Annotated in this window: 16 protein-coding genes; 1 reads left to right on the plus strand and 15 read right to left on the minus strand. The window is 54.5% G+C overall.

Annotated features, from left to right (window positions below; translation table 11 throughout):
• Positions 1-8: 8 nt before the first annotated feature.
• The 5 genes from QZQ46_RS03115 to rpsO form a co-directional block, all read right to left on the minus strand.
• Entirely contained in the window at positions 9-569 is a 561-nt protein-coding gene (locus QZQ46_RS03115) for an NUDIX hydrolase (RefSeq protein ID WP_044503634.1), read from the minus strand.
• 171 nt (positions 570-740) lie between these two features.
• The gene (locus QZQ46_RS03120) at positions 741-2081 is read right to left on the minus strand and encodes an FAD-dependent oxidoreductase (RefSeq protein ID WP_296826736.1); all 1341 of its coding nucleotides are present in this window, start codon (positions 2079-2081) and stop codon (positions 741-743) included.
• 100 nt (positions 2082-2181) lie between these two features.
• Positions 2182-2628 carry a dUTP diphosphatase gene (locus tag QZQ46_RS03125; protein WP_296826739.1) on the minus strand — a complete coding sequence of 149 codons (447 nt, stop codon included), beginning with the start codon at positions 2626-2628 and terminating at the stop codon, positions 2182-2184.
• Positions 2629-2634: 6 nt separating this feature from the next.
• Positions 2635-4791, minus strand: a complete 2157-nt coding sequence (locus QZQ46_RS03130) for a polyribonucleotide nucleotidyltransferase (RefSeq protein ID WP_296826741.1) — start codon at positions 4789-4791, stop codon at positions 2635-2637.
• A gap of 133 nt (positions 4792-4924) precedes the next feature.
• Complete coding sequence (gene rpsO, locus QZQ46_RS03135) at positions 4925-5191, minus strand: 30S ribosomal protein S15 (RefSeq protein WP_065360842.1); 267 nt, start codon at positions 5189-5191, stop codon at positions 4925-4927.
• Between the two features lie 351 nt (positions 5192-5542).
• On the opposite strand from rpsO, the gene QZQ46_RS03140 reads away from it, so the two are divergent.
• Entirely contained in the window at positions 5543-7054 is a 1512-nt protein-coding gene (locus QZQ46_RS03140) for an NAD(P)/FAD-dependent oxidoreductase (RefSeq protein WP_296826743.1), read from the plus strand.
• A gap of 89 nt (positions 7055-7143) precedes the next feature.
• Here the strand turns inward: QZQ46_RS03140 and arsB are convergent, their stop codons facing one another.
• From arsB to QZQ46_RS03190, 10 genes are all read right to left on the minus strand, one after another.
• Positions 7144-8175, minus strand: a complete 1032-nt coding sequence (gene arsB / locus QZQ46_RS03145) for an ACR3 family arsenite efflux transporter (RefSeq protein ID WP_296826745.1) — start codon at positions 8173-8175, stop codon at positions 7144-7146.
• 47 nt (positions 8176-8222) lie between these two features.
• Positions 8223-9959, minus strand: coding sequence for an arsenical pump-driving ATPase (gene arsA / locus QZQ46_RS03150; protein ID WP_296826747.1), 1737 nt, complete (start codon positions 9957-9959; stop codon positions 8223-8225).
• Between the two features lie 11 nt (positions 9960-9970).
• The gene (arsD, locus tag QZQ46_RS03155; RefSeq protein ID WP_296826748.1) at positions 9971-10435 is read right to left on the minus strand and encodes an arsenite efflux transporter metallochaperone ArsD; all 465 of its coding nucleotides are present in this window, start codon (positions 10433-10435) and stop codon (positions 9971-9973) included.
• Positions 10436-10506: 71 nt separating this feature from the next.
• Positions 10507-10818 carry a metalloregulator ArsR/SmtB family transcription factor gene (locus tag QZQ46_RS03160; protein ID WP_296826750.1) on the minus strand — a complete coding sequence of 104 codons (312 nt, stop codon included), beginning with the start codon at positions 10816-10818 and terminating at the stop codon, positions 10507-10509.
• Positions 10819-10951: 133 nt separating this feature from the next.
• Complete coding sequence (aspS, locus tag QZQ46_RS03165) at positions 10952-12745, minus strand: aspartate--tRNA ligase (RefSeq protein ID WP_225069286.1); 1794 nt, start codon at positions 12743-12745, stop codon at positions 10952-10954.
• A gap of 7 nt (positions 12746-12752) precedes the next feature.
• Positions 12753-14018, minus strand: coding sequence for a histidine--tRNA ligase (gene hisS / locus QZQ46_RS03170; protein ID WP_296826752.1), 1266 nt, complete (start codon positions 14016-14018; stop codon positions 12753-12755).
• A gap of 1 nt (position 14019) precedes the next feature.
• Positions 14020-15537, minus strand: a complete 1518-nt coding sequence (gene hemZ / locus QZQ46_RS03175) for a coproporphyrinogen dehydrogenase HemZ (protein ID WP_296826754.1) — start codon at positions 15535-15537, stop codon at positions 14020-14022.
• Complete coding sequence (locus QZQ46_RS03180; RefSeq protein WP_296826756.1) at positions 15476-15982, minus strand: Fur family transcriptional regulator; 507 nt, start codon at positions 15980-15982, stop codon at positions 15476-15478. Before QZQ46_RS03180 ends, hemZ begins: the two co-directional genes overlap by 62 nt.
• A complete protein-coding gene (locus tag QZQ46_RS03185) occupies positions 15969-17048 on the minus strand; it encodes an AI-2E family transporter (protein WP_296826758.1) in 1080 nt (359 codons plus the stop codon). The genes QZQ46_RS03180 and QZQ46_RS03185 overlap by 14 nt, the downstream gene beginning before the upstream one ends.
• 3 nt (positions 17049-17051) lie before the next feature.
• Positions 17052-17687 carry an MBL fold metallo-hydrolase gene (locus tag QZQ46_RS03190; protein ID WP_296826760.1) on the minus strand — a complete coding sequence of 212 codons (636 nt, stop codon included), beginning with the start codon at positions 17685-17687 and terminating at the stop codon, positions 17052-17054.
• Positions 17688-17698: the final 11 nt, after the last annotated feature.

A 17698-nucleotide genomic window follows, 5' to 3' on the forward strand; every position in this document is an offset into this window, starting at 1 on the left:
CCCCCTTCCTATAATCCCGGCAAATACTTGCGGGCCTTGGCAAAAGCGGCAATGGTCTTGGCATCGGTGATTTCATTCTTATCGATGAGGGCTTCCACTTCCTGGGGCGTATAGTATTCGACGTTCATGAATTCATCGTCGTCGAGATGCTGTTTGCCCTTTTCAAGACCTCTGGCTAAATAGAGATAAATCCGTTCGTTGCAGAAACCGGGCGACGTATAGACGTAGCCCATGGGCAAGATTTCTTTGGCCGTCACGCCCGCTTCTTCTTCCAGTTCCCGAGCGGCGCAGTAGTCCGGCGATTCGCCGTCGTGTTCGATCTTCCCGGCCGGTACTTCCAGCATGGCAACCGCTGCGGCATAGCGATACTGGCGGACGAGGATGATCTTGCCGTCATCCGTAAGGGGCAAAATGGCGCAGGCCCCGAAATGCCAAACCGCTTCGCGAGTGGCCGTCTTCTTTTCCCCACCCTGACCGTCGTCAATGGACACGGTGTCCACCGTTACGTGGAGCACCCGTCCTTTCATAATTTCTTTACGGGAAACGAGGGTTTCCTTACTAATGCTCATAGTATCATCCTTTCAAAAAAAAGCTTCCCGAACTCCGCTGCTGCGAACCCGAGAAGCTTTCTATTCCAACGCCGACAGCAAGCCGCAGGCTGTATTCTTATAGGCAAAGCGGCTCGGCGTCTCCGGACGGTCCGGAGGCTGCCGCTGTCTGAGTGTGGTTCTCTTATAAACTTAGAAAGCGAACAGATCGTTCAAGCTTTCTGACATCGTCGGATGGGTATAGATAAAGTCGCGCAGGACCTGGTATTTCAAGTTGTTGTCCATAGCCATCTTGACGAGGTTGATCATTTCATGGGATTCGGCGCAGAAGAGCTGAACGCCGAGGATCTGATCGTCCGCACCGACGAGGGCTTTGAGGACGCCTTCCGGTTTGCGCAGGACTTTGGCCTTGGGAATGGCCGCAGCCGGCAGGTTCATGACCCGGTATTCGATGTTCTTAGCCTTGGCTTCGCTTTCGCTGAGGCCGACCCGCGAGAAGGGCGGATCGATGAAGACCGAGTACGAGAAAGCACCGCGGTTCTGCGTCGTCCGGTCGCCCTTGCCGCTCATGTCAGACATGATGATACGGCTGTCGTCGAGGGAAATGTAGGTGAACTGGAGATTGCCGCAAACGTCGCCGGCAGCCCAGATGTTAGGAACGTTGGTCCTGAGGTGTTCGTCCGTTACGACAGCGCCTCTGTCCGAGAGGGCAATACCGGCTTTTTCAGCTTCGAGACCATCCGTATTCGGACGGCGGCCCGTTGCCATCAAGATGGCGTCGCCTTCTAAGACCGTATCCGTATCGCCGACGGTGTAGTACAAGGTTGCGCCGTCGATCTTCGTCGTCTTGGCGCCGGTTACGATTTCAATGCCCTTGGCTTCGAGGACGGAACGGATGTTGTCGGCAATGTCCTTGTCTTCGCGAGGCAAGAAGGCATCGATATCCTGTACGACCGTGACCTTACTGCCGAAGTTAGCGTACATGGCGGCAAATTCCAAGCCGATGTAGCCGCCGCCGACGATGGTCAATTTGGCCGGGAGTTCATCCAAATCCATCATCGATTCCGACGTGTAGACTTTATTGCTGTCCTTGACGCCGGGGATGCCCGGGATGACCGACGTAGCGCCGGTATTGATGACGAACTGTTTGCCTTCGAGCTGGAGAACGCCGTCTTTCGTCTTGACTTCGACGTGCGTTGCGTCTACGAAGGATGCCATGCCGTCGATGACTTCGACGCCGGCCTGGATCAGTTTATTGTAGTTCGCTTTGTTCAAGGCACCCGTCAATTCGCGTTTGCCTTCAATAGCTTTTTTATAATAAGCTGCTTTAGAAGCGAAATCAGACGTCGGAGCCGTTGCCGCTTCGGTAATGAGGCGTTTGGACGGAATGCAGCCGACGTTGATGCAGGTACCGCCGTACATGCCGTTGTCTTTTTCAATCAAGGCGACTTTCTTGCCCTGTTTGCCTAATTGTCCGGCTAAGGTTTTACCGGCTTTCCCAAAACCAATTACGATGACATCATACATTTTCATAATTAAGCCTCCTTAATTAAAAATATATAATCGTTGGTATCCATTTATGACAGCAGTCCGGCAAGGTCTCCCCTGCCGCCTGTTGTTCCCATGAGAAGAGCTAGACGCCGGTACTTCCGATGCCGCCCGTGCGCAGGCCGCCGGCAGCGTCATCGTTGACGGTCAGGTACTTCATGAAGATGCCCTGGCCGATGCGGTCGCCTTTTTCAATCGTATAGGCCACATCATTGGTATTGTAGTAGGCAATCATAATATGACCTTCGTTGTCTTCATTATTGTAATAGTCGCCGTCGACGATGCCCGTGCTGTTAGCCAGCATGAGTCCTTTTTTAAAGGCCAGGCTGGAACGGATGAAAATGGACAAGTATTCATCGCCTTCCATAAAGGCCTTGAGGCCCGTCGGGACGACGGTCACGGCATGAGGCGCCAGTACCGTCGTTTCAGCGGCTTCCAAATCGTAGCCGGCACTCTTGGCCGTCTTGCGAATGGGAAGGTGGATGTCACGGTCTTTATAGGCCGTGACGATTTCAAAACCTCTGCCCGTCATCGCGCCCTACCGTTTCTGGCGGTCGCGATTGCCGCTGTGACCGCCGCGAGGACCGCGACTCCGGTGGGACGGAGCTTCATCACCGCCGCCGAGGAGGGCTTTACGGGACAGGTTGACACGGCCCTGGCTGTCGATTTCGACGCACTTGACCATGATTTCATCGCCGACGTTGACCACGTCTTCGACTTTTTCAACCCGTTCCATAGCCAGCTGGGAAATGTGGACCAAGCCTTCTTTCCCGGGCAGGACTTCGACGAAGGCGCCGAAGTTCATGAGGCGTGTGACTTTGCCGACGTAAGTCTTGCCGACTTCTACGTCTTCCGTCAATTTTTCGATCCAAGCTTTCGCCTTGTCACCGCTTTCGCCGTCGACGGCTGCGATGTAGACTAAGCCCGAATCGTCGATATCGATTTTAGCACCCGTTTCTTCGGTGATCTGCTTGATCATCTTGCCGCCCGGCCCAATGACGTCGCGGATCTTATCGGGGTTGATATGGATGGAAATGATGCGCGGAGCGTAGGGAGACAGCTCTTTCCGCGGTTCAGCGATGGCCTGGAGCATCTTGCTCATGATGTGGAGACGGCCTTCGTGAGCCTGTTTCAAAGCCTGGTCGAGGATTTCACGGCTGAGGCCTTTGATCTTGATATCCATCTGAATGGCCGTAACGCCCTTCATCGTACCGGCAACCTTAAAGTCCATATCGCCGAGAGCATCTTCCATGCCCTGGATGTCGGTGAGGATCGTGAAGTCTTCGCCCTTGGTAACGAGACCCATGGCGACGCCGGCTACAGGAGCCTTAATGGGCACACCGGCATCCATCAAGGACAAGGTGCTGCCGCAAACGCTGCCCATGGAGCTCGAACCGTTCGATTCGAGGACTTCCGATACGACGCGGATAGCATACGGGAATTCTTCTTCGCTCGGCATGACCTGGGTCAAGGCCCGTTCAGCCAATTTGCCGTGACCGATTTCACGACGGCCGGGACCGCGGGACGACTTCGTTTCGCCGACGCAGAAGGACGGGAAATTATAGTGGTGCATGTAGCGGCGGTCCGTTTCCAGGCCGACGCCGTCGATGTGCTGGCTTTCCGACAACGGAGCCAGGGTGCAGAAGCTCATGATCTGCGTCTGGCCGCGGGTAAAGAGACCCGTGCCATGGGTGCGGGCAAAGAGACCGACTTCGCAGCTGACCGGACGGACTTCGTCGACGCGGCGGCCGTCGGGACGAATCTTGTCGACGGCGATCATGTGGCGGACGATTTCCTTGATCATCTTCTGAGTAATGGCGGCGACGTCGTCGGCATTATCCGGGTAGATGTCGGCAAAGTGTTCGTAAATGTCGGCTTCGACGGCATTCATCTTTTCTTCGCGTTCGATCTTATCGGCCGTGAAGATAGCCGTCTTCATGGCTTCTTCGCCATAAGCGTGAACGGCTTCGACGATGTCTGCCGGCGGTTCTTTTTCGACGAATTCCTGTTTCGGTACAGAAATGCTGTCTAAGAAAGAAAGCTGGAATTCGACGACTTTCTTGATTTCTTCATGAGCGACCATGATGGCATCGAGGATCTGTTCTTCCGGTACTTCGTGAGCACCGCCTTCAACCATCAGGATGGCGTCTTTCGTACCGGCGACGACGATGTCCATATCGCTCTGTTCGCTCTGAGCGACCGTCGGGTTGATGACGAACTGACCGTCTACGCGGCCGACGCGGACACCGGCGATCGGGCCGGCAAAGGGAATATGAGACATGCACAGGGAAACGGACGCACCGATCATGGCGGCGATTTCCGGGGCATTATCGTGATCTACGCAAAAATCATAAGCCACGACGTGAACGTCATGACGATACGTTTTCGGGAAGAGCGGACGGATCGGGCGGTCGATGAGACGGGCGAAAAGCGTTGCCGATTCAGGCGGTTTCCCTTCGCGTTTGATAAAGCCGCCGGGGATTTTACCGACAGAATACATCTTTTCTTCATAATCGACGGTGAGCGGGAAAAAGTCTGCGTCTTCACGGGCTTCCTTCGATCCCGTTGCCGTTACGAAAACGGCGGTGTCACCATACCGTACCAGTGCGGCACCGCTGGCCTGCTTAGCGAGTTTACCGACTTCAATTACCAGCGGGCGGCCGGCGAAATCCATTTGGAATTTCTGTTCTTCCATTGTTACCTCCTTGAATCTGACAGGTGATAGGCACTAGTTTGGAAAAATCGGCGATTCGCCCAAACTACAACCTACCAACCTGTGTTTTGAAAAAAGGGCCGATGCAGTCACATCAGCCCTACAGTATGCGAAATTATTTACGCAAGTTCAATTTTTCGAGAATTGCACGATAACGATCGAGGTCGTGTTTCTGCAAGTAACCGAGCAAATTACGGCGCTGGCCGACGAGTTTCAACAAGCCGCGGCGGGACGCATGGTCCTTCTTGTGGCTGCGGAGATGTTCCGTCAAATAAGTGATGCGGTTGGTGAGCAGCGCGATCTGTACTTCCGGAGAACCCGTATCGTTTTCATTGGCACCAAATTCAGCTACGATTGCTTTTTTTTCTTCTACGCTTAACATTGTATCTTTCCTCCATGTGTAAAAAATTAAGACTATTCGCAAAGTGCTAAGTGATCGTCGGAGTCATCGAGACACCGAGCACCCGTACGACATTAGTATTATACTATACCCGGCCAGTTGTGTAAAGTAATTATGAGGGAATCTTTGGGTGACCTGCCCTTTGCGGCACAAATGAATATCCTTGTATTCATCTATTATGCCATTACTTTTTGTTTTACACAAGGGGCTGATTTTTACAATAGATATACCGAGGCCGCCGATCCGAGTCTTGTCAAACCGCCCCCTTTCGCTTATACTATACGAAAAAGGTTGTATTTAATAATGAAGCTGAAAAGTAAAGGAGTCTTGCTCATGAAAAAATATGATGTCATCCTCATTGGGACCGGGTCGGCCAACATCATTGCCGACGCCGCGATTGTTCAGGGTTTATCCGTTGCCATCGTCGAACGGGGCAGCTTTGGCGGTACCTGCCTGAACCGCGGCTGCATCCCCACCAAGGTCATGGTCACGGCAGCCAGCCGCATCCGTGAAATCCGCGAAGGCGGCCGCATCGGCGTCTTTGCCGACAATGCCCGCCTCGATTGGGATATTTTAGCAAAAAGGCTCTGGGAAAAAATCGATGAAAGTAAATCCATTCAGGGCTATTACGACAAGTTCCCCAACGTCGATACGTATAACGGCACGGCAGCCTTCGTCGACAACCATACCCTCGACGTCACCTTAAATGACGGCACGGACGCGAAAATCCAGGGCGACAAGATTTTCATCGCCACCGGCGGCCGGACCAACATCCCCCGCATTCAGGGTCTCGAAGGCGTCGGCTACTTGACGTCAGAATCCTTCTTCGGCGAATCCTTCCCCAAGAAGCCTTATAAGAGCCTGATCATCATCGGCGGCGGCCCCATCGGCTGTGAATTTGCCCACGTCTTTGACGCAGCCGGCACGAAAATCACCATCGTCCAACACAACGCCCGCCTGCTGCCGAAAGAAGATGAAGCCATTTCTGAATTCATCCTCAAACAGTTCCGCCGCTACGGCATGGACGTCCGCCTCAAACAGGACACGCTGAGCGTCAGCCTGCGCGACGGCCTTAAAGTCCTCACCATCCGCGACATTGACAGCGGTGAAGAAGCCGAAGTCGCTGCCGAAGAAATTCTGGTGGCCCCCGGCATCAAGCCGACGACGGATCTCCTTCACCTGGAAAACACTGACGTTCGCCTCGATAAACGCGGCTACATCGAAACCAACGAATTTCTGGAAACGACGGCCGACGGCATCTGGGCTCTCGGCGACATCAACGGCATGGCTCCCTTCCGCCATAAAGCCAACTACGAAGCGGAAATCATCGCTCACAACCTCTTCTTGGGCAATGACCCGGAACACTGGCGCTGGGCAAGCTACGACATCATTCCGGCCGTCACCTACACCTATCCCGAAGTGGCTCAAGTCGGCCTGAGCGAAGAAAATGCCAAAAAGAAAGGCTACGACGTCGAAACGGCTATCAACCACTACTCGGCTTCGGCCAAGGGCTACGCCATGGGCTTTGAACCGGGCCAGGACGATGACGGCTTCGTAAAATTAGTCGTCGACAAAAAGACGAAATTCATCCTCGGCGCCCACATCGTAGGCCCTGAAGCCTCGATCCTCATTCAGCCTTTCATCAACAACCTCATGAGCGGCGAACACACCATTCAGCCCGTCCACGAAGACATCGCTTCGGAAACGGCCAAGAAACTGCGGGCCCTGCCCTTGACGCGGACCCTGACGCCGAAATCAGTCTACACCTTCAGCGAAACCATGACCCCTCACCCGTCTCTCTCGGAAGTCGTCATGTGGACCCGTTACTATTACGAAGGCAAGTAACTCCTCCTCCCCTTAACATACAGCATAGGCAAGAAAAAGGACGCTATGAAAAAATTCATAGCGTCCTTTTCTGTATGCCCATATTCAATTTACTTGGTCGCCATGGCAATGCGGACCAAGGTCAGCATAATCGGCACTTCGGTCAAGACACCGACCGTCGTCGCCAGGGCTGCCGGACTGGTCACGCCAAAGAGGGCAATGGCCACGGCTACAGACAATTCAAAGAAGTTGGATGCCCCGATGAAGCCTGCCGGAGCGGCAATGTCGAAGGGCAGTTTCAGCAGGCGGCAGGCACCGTAGGCGATGAAGAAAATAAAGAAGGTCTGCAGCGTAAGGGGTACGGCGATGAGCAGGATGTGAATGGGATTCGACAAGATGACCTGGGCCTGGGAGCTGAAGATGATAACTAAGGTCAAGAGCAGTCCCCATGTCGTCACGGAATCGAATTTATGGATGAAGGTCTGTTCAAAATACTCGATGCCCTTCTCCTTGACGACCAAGACCCGAGTCGCAATGCCCCCGGCCAAGGGAATGACGACGAAGAGGAAGACACTCATAAAGAGGACTCCATAGGGCACGATGACCTGCGACACGCCTAAGAGGAATTTGACGATAGGCACGAAAGCCAGGAGAACGATTAAATCGTTGGTCGCAACTTGAACGACCGTATAGCCGGGATTTCCCTTAGCCAGGGCGCTCCATACAAAGACCATGGCCGTGCAAGGAGCCGCACCGAGGAGGACGGCGCCGGCCAAGTACCCTTGTGCCAAATCATCCGGGATCCAGGCGGCAAAGACGATGTATAAGAAGAAATAGGAAATAGCGTACATCGTAAAGGGCTTGATGAGCCAGTTGGCCGCCCAGGTAACGAAGAGCCCTTTCGGCTCGCGGCCAATGGCCTGTATCTGTTTAAAATCGACGCTCATCATCATCGGATAAATCATAATCCAAATCAAGACGGCAATGGGAATGGAAATCCCCATGACCTGCAGAGTATCCAGGAAGGCCGGTACGGCCGGCATGGTGTAACCGATAAAGACGCCGGCAACCATGCAAAGGAATACCCAAATCGTTAAATATCGCTGGAAAAAGCTGATGCTTCCAGCCTGTTCATGACTCATGACAATGCCTCCATCGCTGGCAAGGGCTGTAACGCTTGTCAGCCTGATTATAGTTTTTCTAACGTTTGGCCGCGCACTTCATCGGACCGCCAGGGAATGAGAGCCGTGAAGCCCTTCGTATGGTCATGGACGGTATTGATCCACGGGATTTCATGGGCCGCCTTAGCGCAGAGCAAGGGACTCGTCGTTTTCGCCCGGCAAAAAGCCTTGTTGATGACCCACCAGCGGCAGTGAAGTTCCGTCCGCTTTAGGTCGCCTTCAAGGCGCAGGGCCTCATAGACCGGCGTCGCTTCCGGCAGGGTAACGATGACAACTTCCGTTTCATCGCCTTTAAGGCGCGGCAGTAAGTGCTGCACCGACGGCGGCGTTATACCGCGGGTCCGGCGGATTTCCTTATCGTAGTTTTCTGTCGATTCCAAGAGCAGCAGGGTGTGACCGGTCGGTGCCGTATCGATGACGACGATTTGCTCTCCGCCTTGGTCGACGATGTCGGCAAAGGCATGGAATACGGCGATTTCTTGGGTACACGGTGAGCGCAGGTCTTCTTCGATGTAGGCCAGGTCAGCCTGACTGAGGCCGTTGGCTTTGGCTTGGGCCAAGACGGCGTCCCGATACTGCTGCAAGGCTGCCCCTTCATCGATGCGGCTGACCGTCAGTCCCTCCGCCTGACCGACGATATCAGCAGCGTGAGCTGCCGGGTCGGTCGTCGTCAAGTGGACCTTGTGACCTCGACGGGCGAGGCCCATAGCGATGGCTGCCGCTGCCGTCGTCTTGCCGACACCGCCCTTGCCCATAGTGAAGATGATCTTTCGACCATGCTTTTCTAAGTCATCGATGACGTCTGACAAGGCTTTAACCGGTTTCAGGTCTTCAACAGACGAGGTGCCCTCAGGGATATCCCCGGTTAAGAGGGCCCGCACATGGTCGAGGCCGGTGACGTTATAAGAACGCAGGGGGATTTCAAAAAAGGGCCGTCCTTCAAGGGTTTCCGGCAGGGATTGCAAGGCCGATTCCTGTTTTTCATATAAGCCTTTCGTCAGGTCATCGTCCCAGGCATCCAGTTTGCCGTTGATGACGACAAGCTGACGGGCAATGCCCAAGGCGGCCAGTTCCTGCGAGGCCCGGCCGGCTTCTTTTAAGGGCAGGATATCCGGGCGGGCGACGAGGATCATCGTCGTCTGTTCCCCGTCGGCCAAGGTTCGAACGGCCTGTTTATATACTTCTTTTTTCGATTCCAGGCCGGCCAGCTGTCCCAAACAGGAGGCGCCGTGCTTGCTCTTTTGAATGAACTGGCTCCATGCCGACGGTAGCTGCAGCATCCGCAGGGTATGGCCGGTCGGTGCCGTATCGAAGATGATGTGATCATAATCTTTGCTGATTTCACCATCGGTCAGGAAGCGGGTAAATTCATTGAAGGCCGCAATTTCGACGGTACACGAGCCGGACAACTGCTCTTCCATATTGCGCAGAGCCGCTTCCGGCAAGAGGCCGCGGTACGGACCGACGACACTTTCCCGATACGCCGCTGCCGCCTGAATGGGGTCTAAGTTGGCAACGGACAGATTGGCCGCTTCCGGAATGGGTGTCGCCTTATCGCTCAGCTCCATGGAAAAGACGTCCTGCAGGTTCGACGCCGGATCGGTACTGATGAGCAGGACCTTGCGGCCGGCATCGGCTAAAGCAACCGCTGTCGCACAGGCCACAGACGTCTTGCCTACACCGCCCTTTCCGGTCAAAAAGAGGTATTTAGTGCGAACGGCGTCTAAGGGATCATATAATTTCATCAGGCTTCACCTCAGCAGCAAGAACTGCCGTCACCGCAGCAGCAGGAGGACGTATCGCTGCTCGTATCATCACCGCAACAAGCATCCCCTGCATCTTCCCCACAGCAGCAAGACGATGCGTCGTCACAGGTCGTGTCGGGAGAAGCCTGAGCCGCGTCTTTCAAAATCTCGATATCAAATCCGATGAGGGACGCAAATTCCTCATTCGTCGGATAGCGGCCCGAAAACTGAACGGCGCCGTCGACGAGGATGAGAGGCAGGTCTTCCGGCCCGTGTCCTTGGAGAAAATCGGTAACGGCCTTGGTCTGGACGAATTTCAAGGGGGCGTTCGACAAGTTATAGCGGCCGACGTCGATGCCCTTTCCCTTCAGCGTGTCCAACACCGTCGACAGACGCAGCAATTCCGGATCGATGGACGGGCCGCAGAGACCGGTCGGGCAGCACATCGCTTGTTCAAAAATTTCCATTTTCTTCATCGTAAAAACCTCCTCAATTCATTTATACATTTACATTTATCAATATATCAGGTAAAAGAAAGCCGGCCATTTCAGCAGCAGCGGCCGGCATCGTCGGGAGCCGTATCGCCAGAAGGCGTCATCAAATCGCGGATCATCTGCTGCAGGACATCCCCTTGGTGAACATTCAAGGAATAATAGACCCACTTCCCCTCTCTGCGGCCGGTGACGAGGTTGGCATCACAGAGAATCTTCATGTGATGTGACAGCGTCGGCTGAGACAGGTTCAAGTCCTCCAAGAGGACGCAGGCACAGCGTTCACCCTGCCGCAACAGCGACAAAATGCGAAGGCGCTTTTCATCCCCTAAGGCTTTAAAGACGCGAACCGCTTCCCTTTCTTCCATTCCCAATCCATCCTTTTATATTGATGTTTATCAATCTATGAACAGTATAATCCTCATATTGATACTTGTCAATCTATAGACTAAAAAAGAAGCCGCCCGAAGGCAGCTTCTCTTGGATTATATGGTAAAAAACTTATTTGCTGACTAAGTCTTCTTCTACCTGAATATGAAGTTCATGCAGCTGTTTCAGTGCAACCGTCGACGGAGCTTCGCTCATGGGATCGATGGCGTTCTGGGTCTTCGGGAAGGCGATGACGTCGCGGATGGACTTGCGTTTGAGCATGAGCATGATCATGCGGTCCAAACCGAAGGCCAGGCCGCCGTGGGGCGGTGCACCGTATTCGAAGGCCCGGAGAAGGAAGCCGAATTTCTGTTCTGCTTCTTCCGGCGTAAGGCCAATAGCTTTAAAGACGCGCTGCTGGACGTCGGGCTGGTAGATACGGAGGGAGCCGCCGCCGAGTTCGATGCCGTTGAGGACGAGGTCATAGGCCTTGGCATAGACGTGACCCGGGTCGGTTTCGAGTTTATCCATATCTTCATCGCGCATGGCCGTGAACGGATGGTGCATGGCGACGTAGCGTTTTTCTTCTTCGCTGTATTCAAACATCGGGAAGTCGACGACCCACGTGAAAGCGAATTCGTTTTCGTCGATGAGGTTCATGCGGCGGGCCATTTCTTTACGCAGTTCACCGAGGGCAGCTGCAACGACTTTCGGTTTGTCGGCAATCATGAGGACTAAGTCGCCTTTTTCAGCGCCGCAGGCCTTGCCGATTTCAAGGAGTTTGTCTTCGCCGAAGAATTTCTTGATCTGCGATTTCAGGGTGCCGTCTTCAAGGAAGCCGATCCAAGCGAGACCCTTAGCACCGTAGTGGCTGACGTATTCGACGAGGCCGTCTAATTCGCGGCGGGGAATGTCGGCGTCGCCTTTGACGTTGATGGCTTTAACCTGGCCGCCGTTGTCGATGACGCTGCGGAAGACTTTGAAGTCCGTGTCTTTGACGAGTTCCGTGACGTCGGTGAACTTCATGTCAAAGCGCAGGTCCGGTTTGTCGGAGCCGTAGTTTTCCATAGCGTAGTCCCAAGTCATGCGGTGAATCGGGAGCTTGACGTCATGTCCAAGGGTTTCTTTAAAGATGTAGTGTACCATTTCTTCGACGAGGGTCAGGATTTCTTCCTGGTCCATGAAGGACATTTCCATGTCGAGCTGGGTGAATTCCGGCTGGCGGTCGGCACGCAAGTCTTCGTCGCGGAAGCAGCGGGCAATCTGGTAGTAACGGTCCATACCGGAGATCATGAGCAGCTGTTTGAAGATCTGAGGAGACTGGGGCAGTGCATAGAACTTGCCTTCGTTGACGCGGCTCGGTACGAGGTAGTCACGAGCCCCTTCCGGCGTGCTCTTGCACAGTTCCGGCGTTTCGATATCGATGAAGCCGTGGCCGTTCAAGAAGGTACGCATGGCATGCTTTACTTTATGGCGCATGATGAGGTTGTTCTGCATTTCCGGACGGCGCAGGTCGAGGTAGCGGTATTTCAGGCGAATCTTTTCGTCGACGTCGATGTTGTCTTCGATGTAGAACGGCGGCGTCTTCGACGAATTGAGGATGCGCAGTTCTTCGCAGCGGATTTCGATCGTACCGGTCTTCATCTTAGGGTTGACCGTGTCGGCGTCACGCATGCGGACGACGCCGCGGACGACGAGAACGTATTCCGTGCGGACCTGTTCTGCCTTATCGAAAGAAGCCTGTTCGTAATCCGGAGAAGCGACGACCTGTACGATGCCCGTGCGGTCGCGGAGGTCGATGAAAATCAATCCGCCGTGGTCGCGGCGGCGTTCAACCCAGCCGGTTAAGACGACTTCTTTGCCCTTATCCGCTTCGCTTACTTCAGCGCAGTAGTGGGAGCGGTGTAAACCTTCCATTGTATCCATGAGTAAATCATCCCTTCTTGTGTGTTTCCATATATGCAACAATCCCATCAAGGGGAACGCTGACTTGTTCTTTGCTGGCCATATCGCGGACCATGGCAGCTCCGTTGGCCAATTCATCTTCACCGATGATGACCGTGTAATCGGCATTGAGCTTATTGGCCGACTTCATCTGGCCCTTCATGCTGCGGCCCAAGAGGTCGATTTCAGCATAGAAGCCTTTGTGGCGGAGAGCCTGCTGGAGTTCAAAGGCCTTGGTCTTCGCCGCATCGCCGAGGGAGACGATGAAGACCGGTTTTTTTGCATCGACCGGAGGCAGGAGGCCCTGTTCCTTTAAGGTCAGGAGCAATCGTTCCATGCCGATGGCAAAACCGATGCCCGGCGTTGACGGACCACCTACTTCTTCGATGAGGCCGTCGTAGCGGCCGCCGCCGCAGACCGTGCTCTGTGCGCCCAGAGGAGCGTACATGATTTCAAAGGCCGTATTGGTGTAATAGTCGAGGCCGCGGACGAGGCGCGGGTCGAGGGTAAAGGGAATGCCGATGGCCGTCAGATATTCCTGGACTTTGTGGAAGTGTTCCTTACATTCGTCGCAGAGATTATCCGTGATCAGGGGCACGCCCATGTTCATCATCTTTTCGCCGTCTTCTTTGCAGTCGAGGACGCGGAGAGGATTCTTTTCCAGCCGCGAATTGCAGTCGTCGCAGAGCTGATCTTTCTTGTCGGCAAAGAAGTCCAGCAGTTTCTGGCGGTAAATGGGACGGCACTTCGGGCAGCCTACGGAATTGAGGTGCAGGACGAGGTCCGTAAGGCCCAGTTCCCGGAAGAGCTGGAAGGCCATGGCGATGATTTCTGCATCGACGGCCGGATCCTTGGAGCCGATTTCTTCGACGCCAAACTGGGTGAACTGGCGGTAGCGGCCGGCCTGAGGGCGGTCGTGACGGAACATGGGTCCCATATAGTAGAGTTTATGGACCTGCGGTTCGCCGTAGAGCTTGTGCTCGAGAAAGGCCCGGACGACAGATGCCGTATTTTCCGGACGCAGGGTCATGCTGCGGCCGCCGCGGTCTTCAAAGGTATACATTTCTTTGGTAACGACGTCCGTCGTTTCCCCGATACCCCGTAAAAATAATTCGGTACTTTCAAACATAGGCGTACGGATTTCGCCAAAACCATAGAGCGAGCAGATCTGCCGGATTCTTGCTTCCAGCCACTGCCATTCCGCCGTCTGTTCCGGCAGGAAATCCTGCGTACCTCTCGGTGCAGTAATAGCCATTTTAAATATCCTCTCCTCCGTATACGATAGCACACAAACGGCGGCGCCGAGCCATTTTGTCGTCCAGCGCCTGAATGTATGTATTGACATCTTTCGGCATATATACTTTTTCCAGCGTATGACCGTCGCGGCCGAGGAACTTCGTCGCCCCGCCCGGTCCGGCTGCCAAGACAGACTGCCGTTCTTCCATCATTTCGATATTATAAGCACTCACCGTGCCCGGCAGTGCGTAGCCGATATTGGCAAAGCTGGCGGCCATGTACTTCTGGCGGTACATATAATAAGGCACGTAGCCGCCTTCGGCCAAGACGGACTGACAAAGGCTGACCATGCGGCCCGTCACGTCAGCCGGCGGGATCGCCGATCGCAGCTCGTGATGAAATAAAGGTGCCCGTTTTTTTAATGCTAACGTATGAATTGTAACATTTTCCGGGTGCAGTTTGCAAACTATTTCCATATTTTCCTGCATATCCCCTAGGTTTTGCCCGGGAAGGCCGGCAATAAAATCCATGTTGATGACAGAAAATCCGACCTTGCGGCAGGCCTCATACATGGTATAAATATCTTCCACGCGGTGCCGGCGCCCTAAGGCGTCGAGCAGGCGCTGCTGCATCGTCTGGGGATTGACGCTGATGCGGTTGACGCCGCAGTCCTTGAGCATCGTAAGGACGCTCTCTTCGGCCGTGTCGGGCCGGCCGGCTTCGACGGTCCATTCTTCGGCGTGCGGGAAATTCTGAGCCAGGCGCTCCATGAGGGGCTTTAAAACCGATTGCGGCAAGCAGGTCGGCGTGCCCCCGCCGACGTAAAGACTGGTCACGTCGAGATCGTAATCCCGGCAGAGGTCTGCCAAGTCGTCGAAGTCTTTCAGCATGGCCTCGCGAAAAGCCGCAAGACCGCCCTCCCCTTCTCCGCCAATGAGGCGTGACGGAAAAGAGCAGTAGAGGCAGTGACTGGGGCAATAGGGAATGCCGACGTATAAGGCCAGTTTACGGCCGCGGTCGGTCACATAAGGCCGCTGGAGGGATGCCATAGCGACCAGGTCCTGTGCCGTTTTATCAGCGACGTGGTACGATTCGGTCAGTATCTTCTCAGCCCCTTTTTCATCAAGGCCCTGATCAAAGAGATGGTGAACGAGTTTCGTCGGCCGCACGCCGATGAGAGTCCCCCACGGTCCGGGGCCGTGACCGGTAAAGCGCTGGTGCCAGTGAATGAGGCAGTCTTTGATGGCCCCCCGCTCGCCATCTTTCGATAAGAGGCCGATTTCAGACGACCACGACCGCCCTTCCTCGGTAAAGGTACAGCTGACATAAAGATGGCTGCCATCGTCCCGAAGGGTAATGGCAGCTCCGACGTCGCGGCTTTCCCGACCGCCGACATACCCCAGGGAGGCCATGACCTGGCCGATGAGAGCATGCAGGCCTTCGGGGCCGCAGTACGTATAGGTCTTTTCAGGCATCTTATTCCGCTGCTTTCGCGGCAGCCGCTTCTTCAGCGTCGCGTTTCTGCTGGCATTCTTCACAATAGCCGTAGACCTTGAGCTGATGGTCGACGGTATGGAAGTGGAGTCGTTTTTCCAAAATCGTTTCCAGCGTTTCCAAGAGGTCGTCTTCGCATTCCCATACCTTGCCGCAGCCGAGGCAAATGAGGTGATGGTGGAAATGGCCTTCATTGTCGCGGTCGTTCAATTCGTAGCGGCTGCAGCCGTCATCGAAGTCGAGTTTTTTGAGGAGGTCCATCTGGGTGAAGAGATCGAGGGTCCGATAGACCGTAGCCAAGCCGATATCAGGAGCCTTTTTCTTGACCAGTTCAAAGACTTCTTCAGCGCTCATATGGCGAATCGGGCTTTCGACGAAGGTCCGCAGGATGATCTGACGCTGAGAGGTCATTTTATATTTTTTGAATTTGATTTTGTCTTTCATGCGTTTCATCATGGTATCCATGATTTCTTTTTTATTGGTTTCCATTTTTATTCATCGCCTTTTCTCTATAGGAATTGTAAAACCACAGATGTTTGCACAGGATCTGTAAAACTGCCGTCACCGGGACGGTAAGGATCATGCCGGCTATGCCAAAGAGGGTCCCGCCGATGAGCAGGGCTATGACAATGACCACCGGGTGCAGTTTAATGACGGCACCCATGACCTGGGGCATGATGAGGTGGCTGTCGATCTGTTGAATGACGACGTAGAAGATGAGAACCTTCAAGGCCAGGGACAGGTCGATCAGGGCCCCCAAGAGGATGGCCGGCGCCGCGCCGACGATAGGCCCGACGATGGGGATCCATTCGGTAATGGCCGCCAAGAGGGCGATGACCATCGGATAGGGCACGCCCAAGGCCCACATGCCGATAAAGGTCAGGACGGCAATGATGCAGCTCATGAGGATCTGGCCGCGGATGTAGCGGCTCAGAACGTGCTGGATTTCCAGAAAGAGGGACGCCAAGTGGTCGCGGTAGCCTGCCGGAAAGATGCCGACAAAGGTCCGAACCATGCGGCTGCCGTCTTTCATGAAGTAGAAGGTAATGATGGGCACGACGAAGAATTCGACGACCGTGCCGGCAATGACGAAGACCGACTGCAGGAGATTGGTAATGCCGTCGATACCGTAATTGCTGGCCCTGGCGAAGGCGTCGTTGATGATCCGTTTTACCTGATCGGGAATGTAAAGCTGGGTCTGCTCGTTTTCAAGCTGCATGACCAGGTCCGCCGTCCGATTGACTAAGTTGCTGAAGTTGGCAGCTAACAAATTCGTCTGGACGACTAAGGGCTTGACGATGCTGTTGGTAATGACCGTCACCAGGAAGATGAAGACCACAAAGGAGATGAGAATGGCAATGCTCACCGGCATCTTGCGCCCTGTAAGGCGCAGGAAGCCTTTGATGATCCCGTCTCGTATAGGCATAAGGATAAAGGTCAGAATCAAGGACACGATGGCCGGCCAGTAGATGGCATGGACCGTCAAAAACAAGGCCCCTGCCAGGACGGCCAGGGTAACCCGCATCCAAAATTCGGCTTCCTTATAGGTAACCATAGTTTACCAGCCCCCGTCCAAAAAGGGATTACCCATCCGTTCGTCGCCGATCGTCGTCGCCGGGCCGTGGCCGGGCAGGACGACCGTATCATCGGGCAGGGTCAGGAGCTTCGTTTCAATGCTGTTCAGCAAAACATCCGACGAGCCGCCGTATAAGTCGGTACGGCCGACGGAATAGCGGAACAAGGTGTCGCCGGAGAAGACGACGCCTTCCCCGTAGAGGCTGAGGCCGCCTGGCGTATGGCCCGGCGTTTCCAGGACCTTGAAGCGCAGGGTCCCCAGGCTGATGACGTCCCCGTCTTTCGACAGATGATCGGCCGACGTGCATTCGATAGCCTGCCCCATGAACATCGACAGGTTTTGATGCGAATTCGAGATGAGACCGGCGTCGCCGGCACCGACGTAGACCGGTACGTTTTTGCGCTGGCGCAGTTCCTGCAGGGCTCCGATATGATCGGCATGACCATGGGTCAGGAAGATGAATTTCAATTGAAGTTCATAGCGGGACAGGGCCATGTCGATGGCCTTGTAGTCCCAAGCCGGGTCGACGACCATAGCTTCTTTCGTGTCGCTGTCATAGACGACGTAGCAGTTGGTCATGATCGGCCCGAGTTCCATACTGATATATTGCATACTCATGTCGTTTTCCC

This window comes from uncultured Megasphaera sp. (assembly GCF_900539295.1).
Classification (GTDB): domain Bacteria; phylum Bacillota; class Negativicutes; order Veillonellales; family Megasphaeraceae; genus Megasphaera.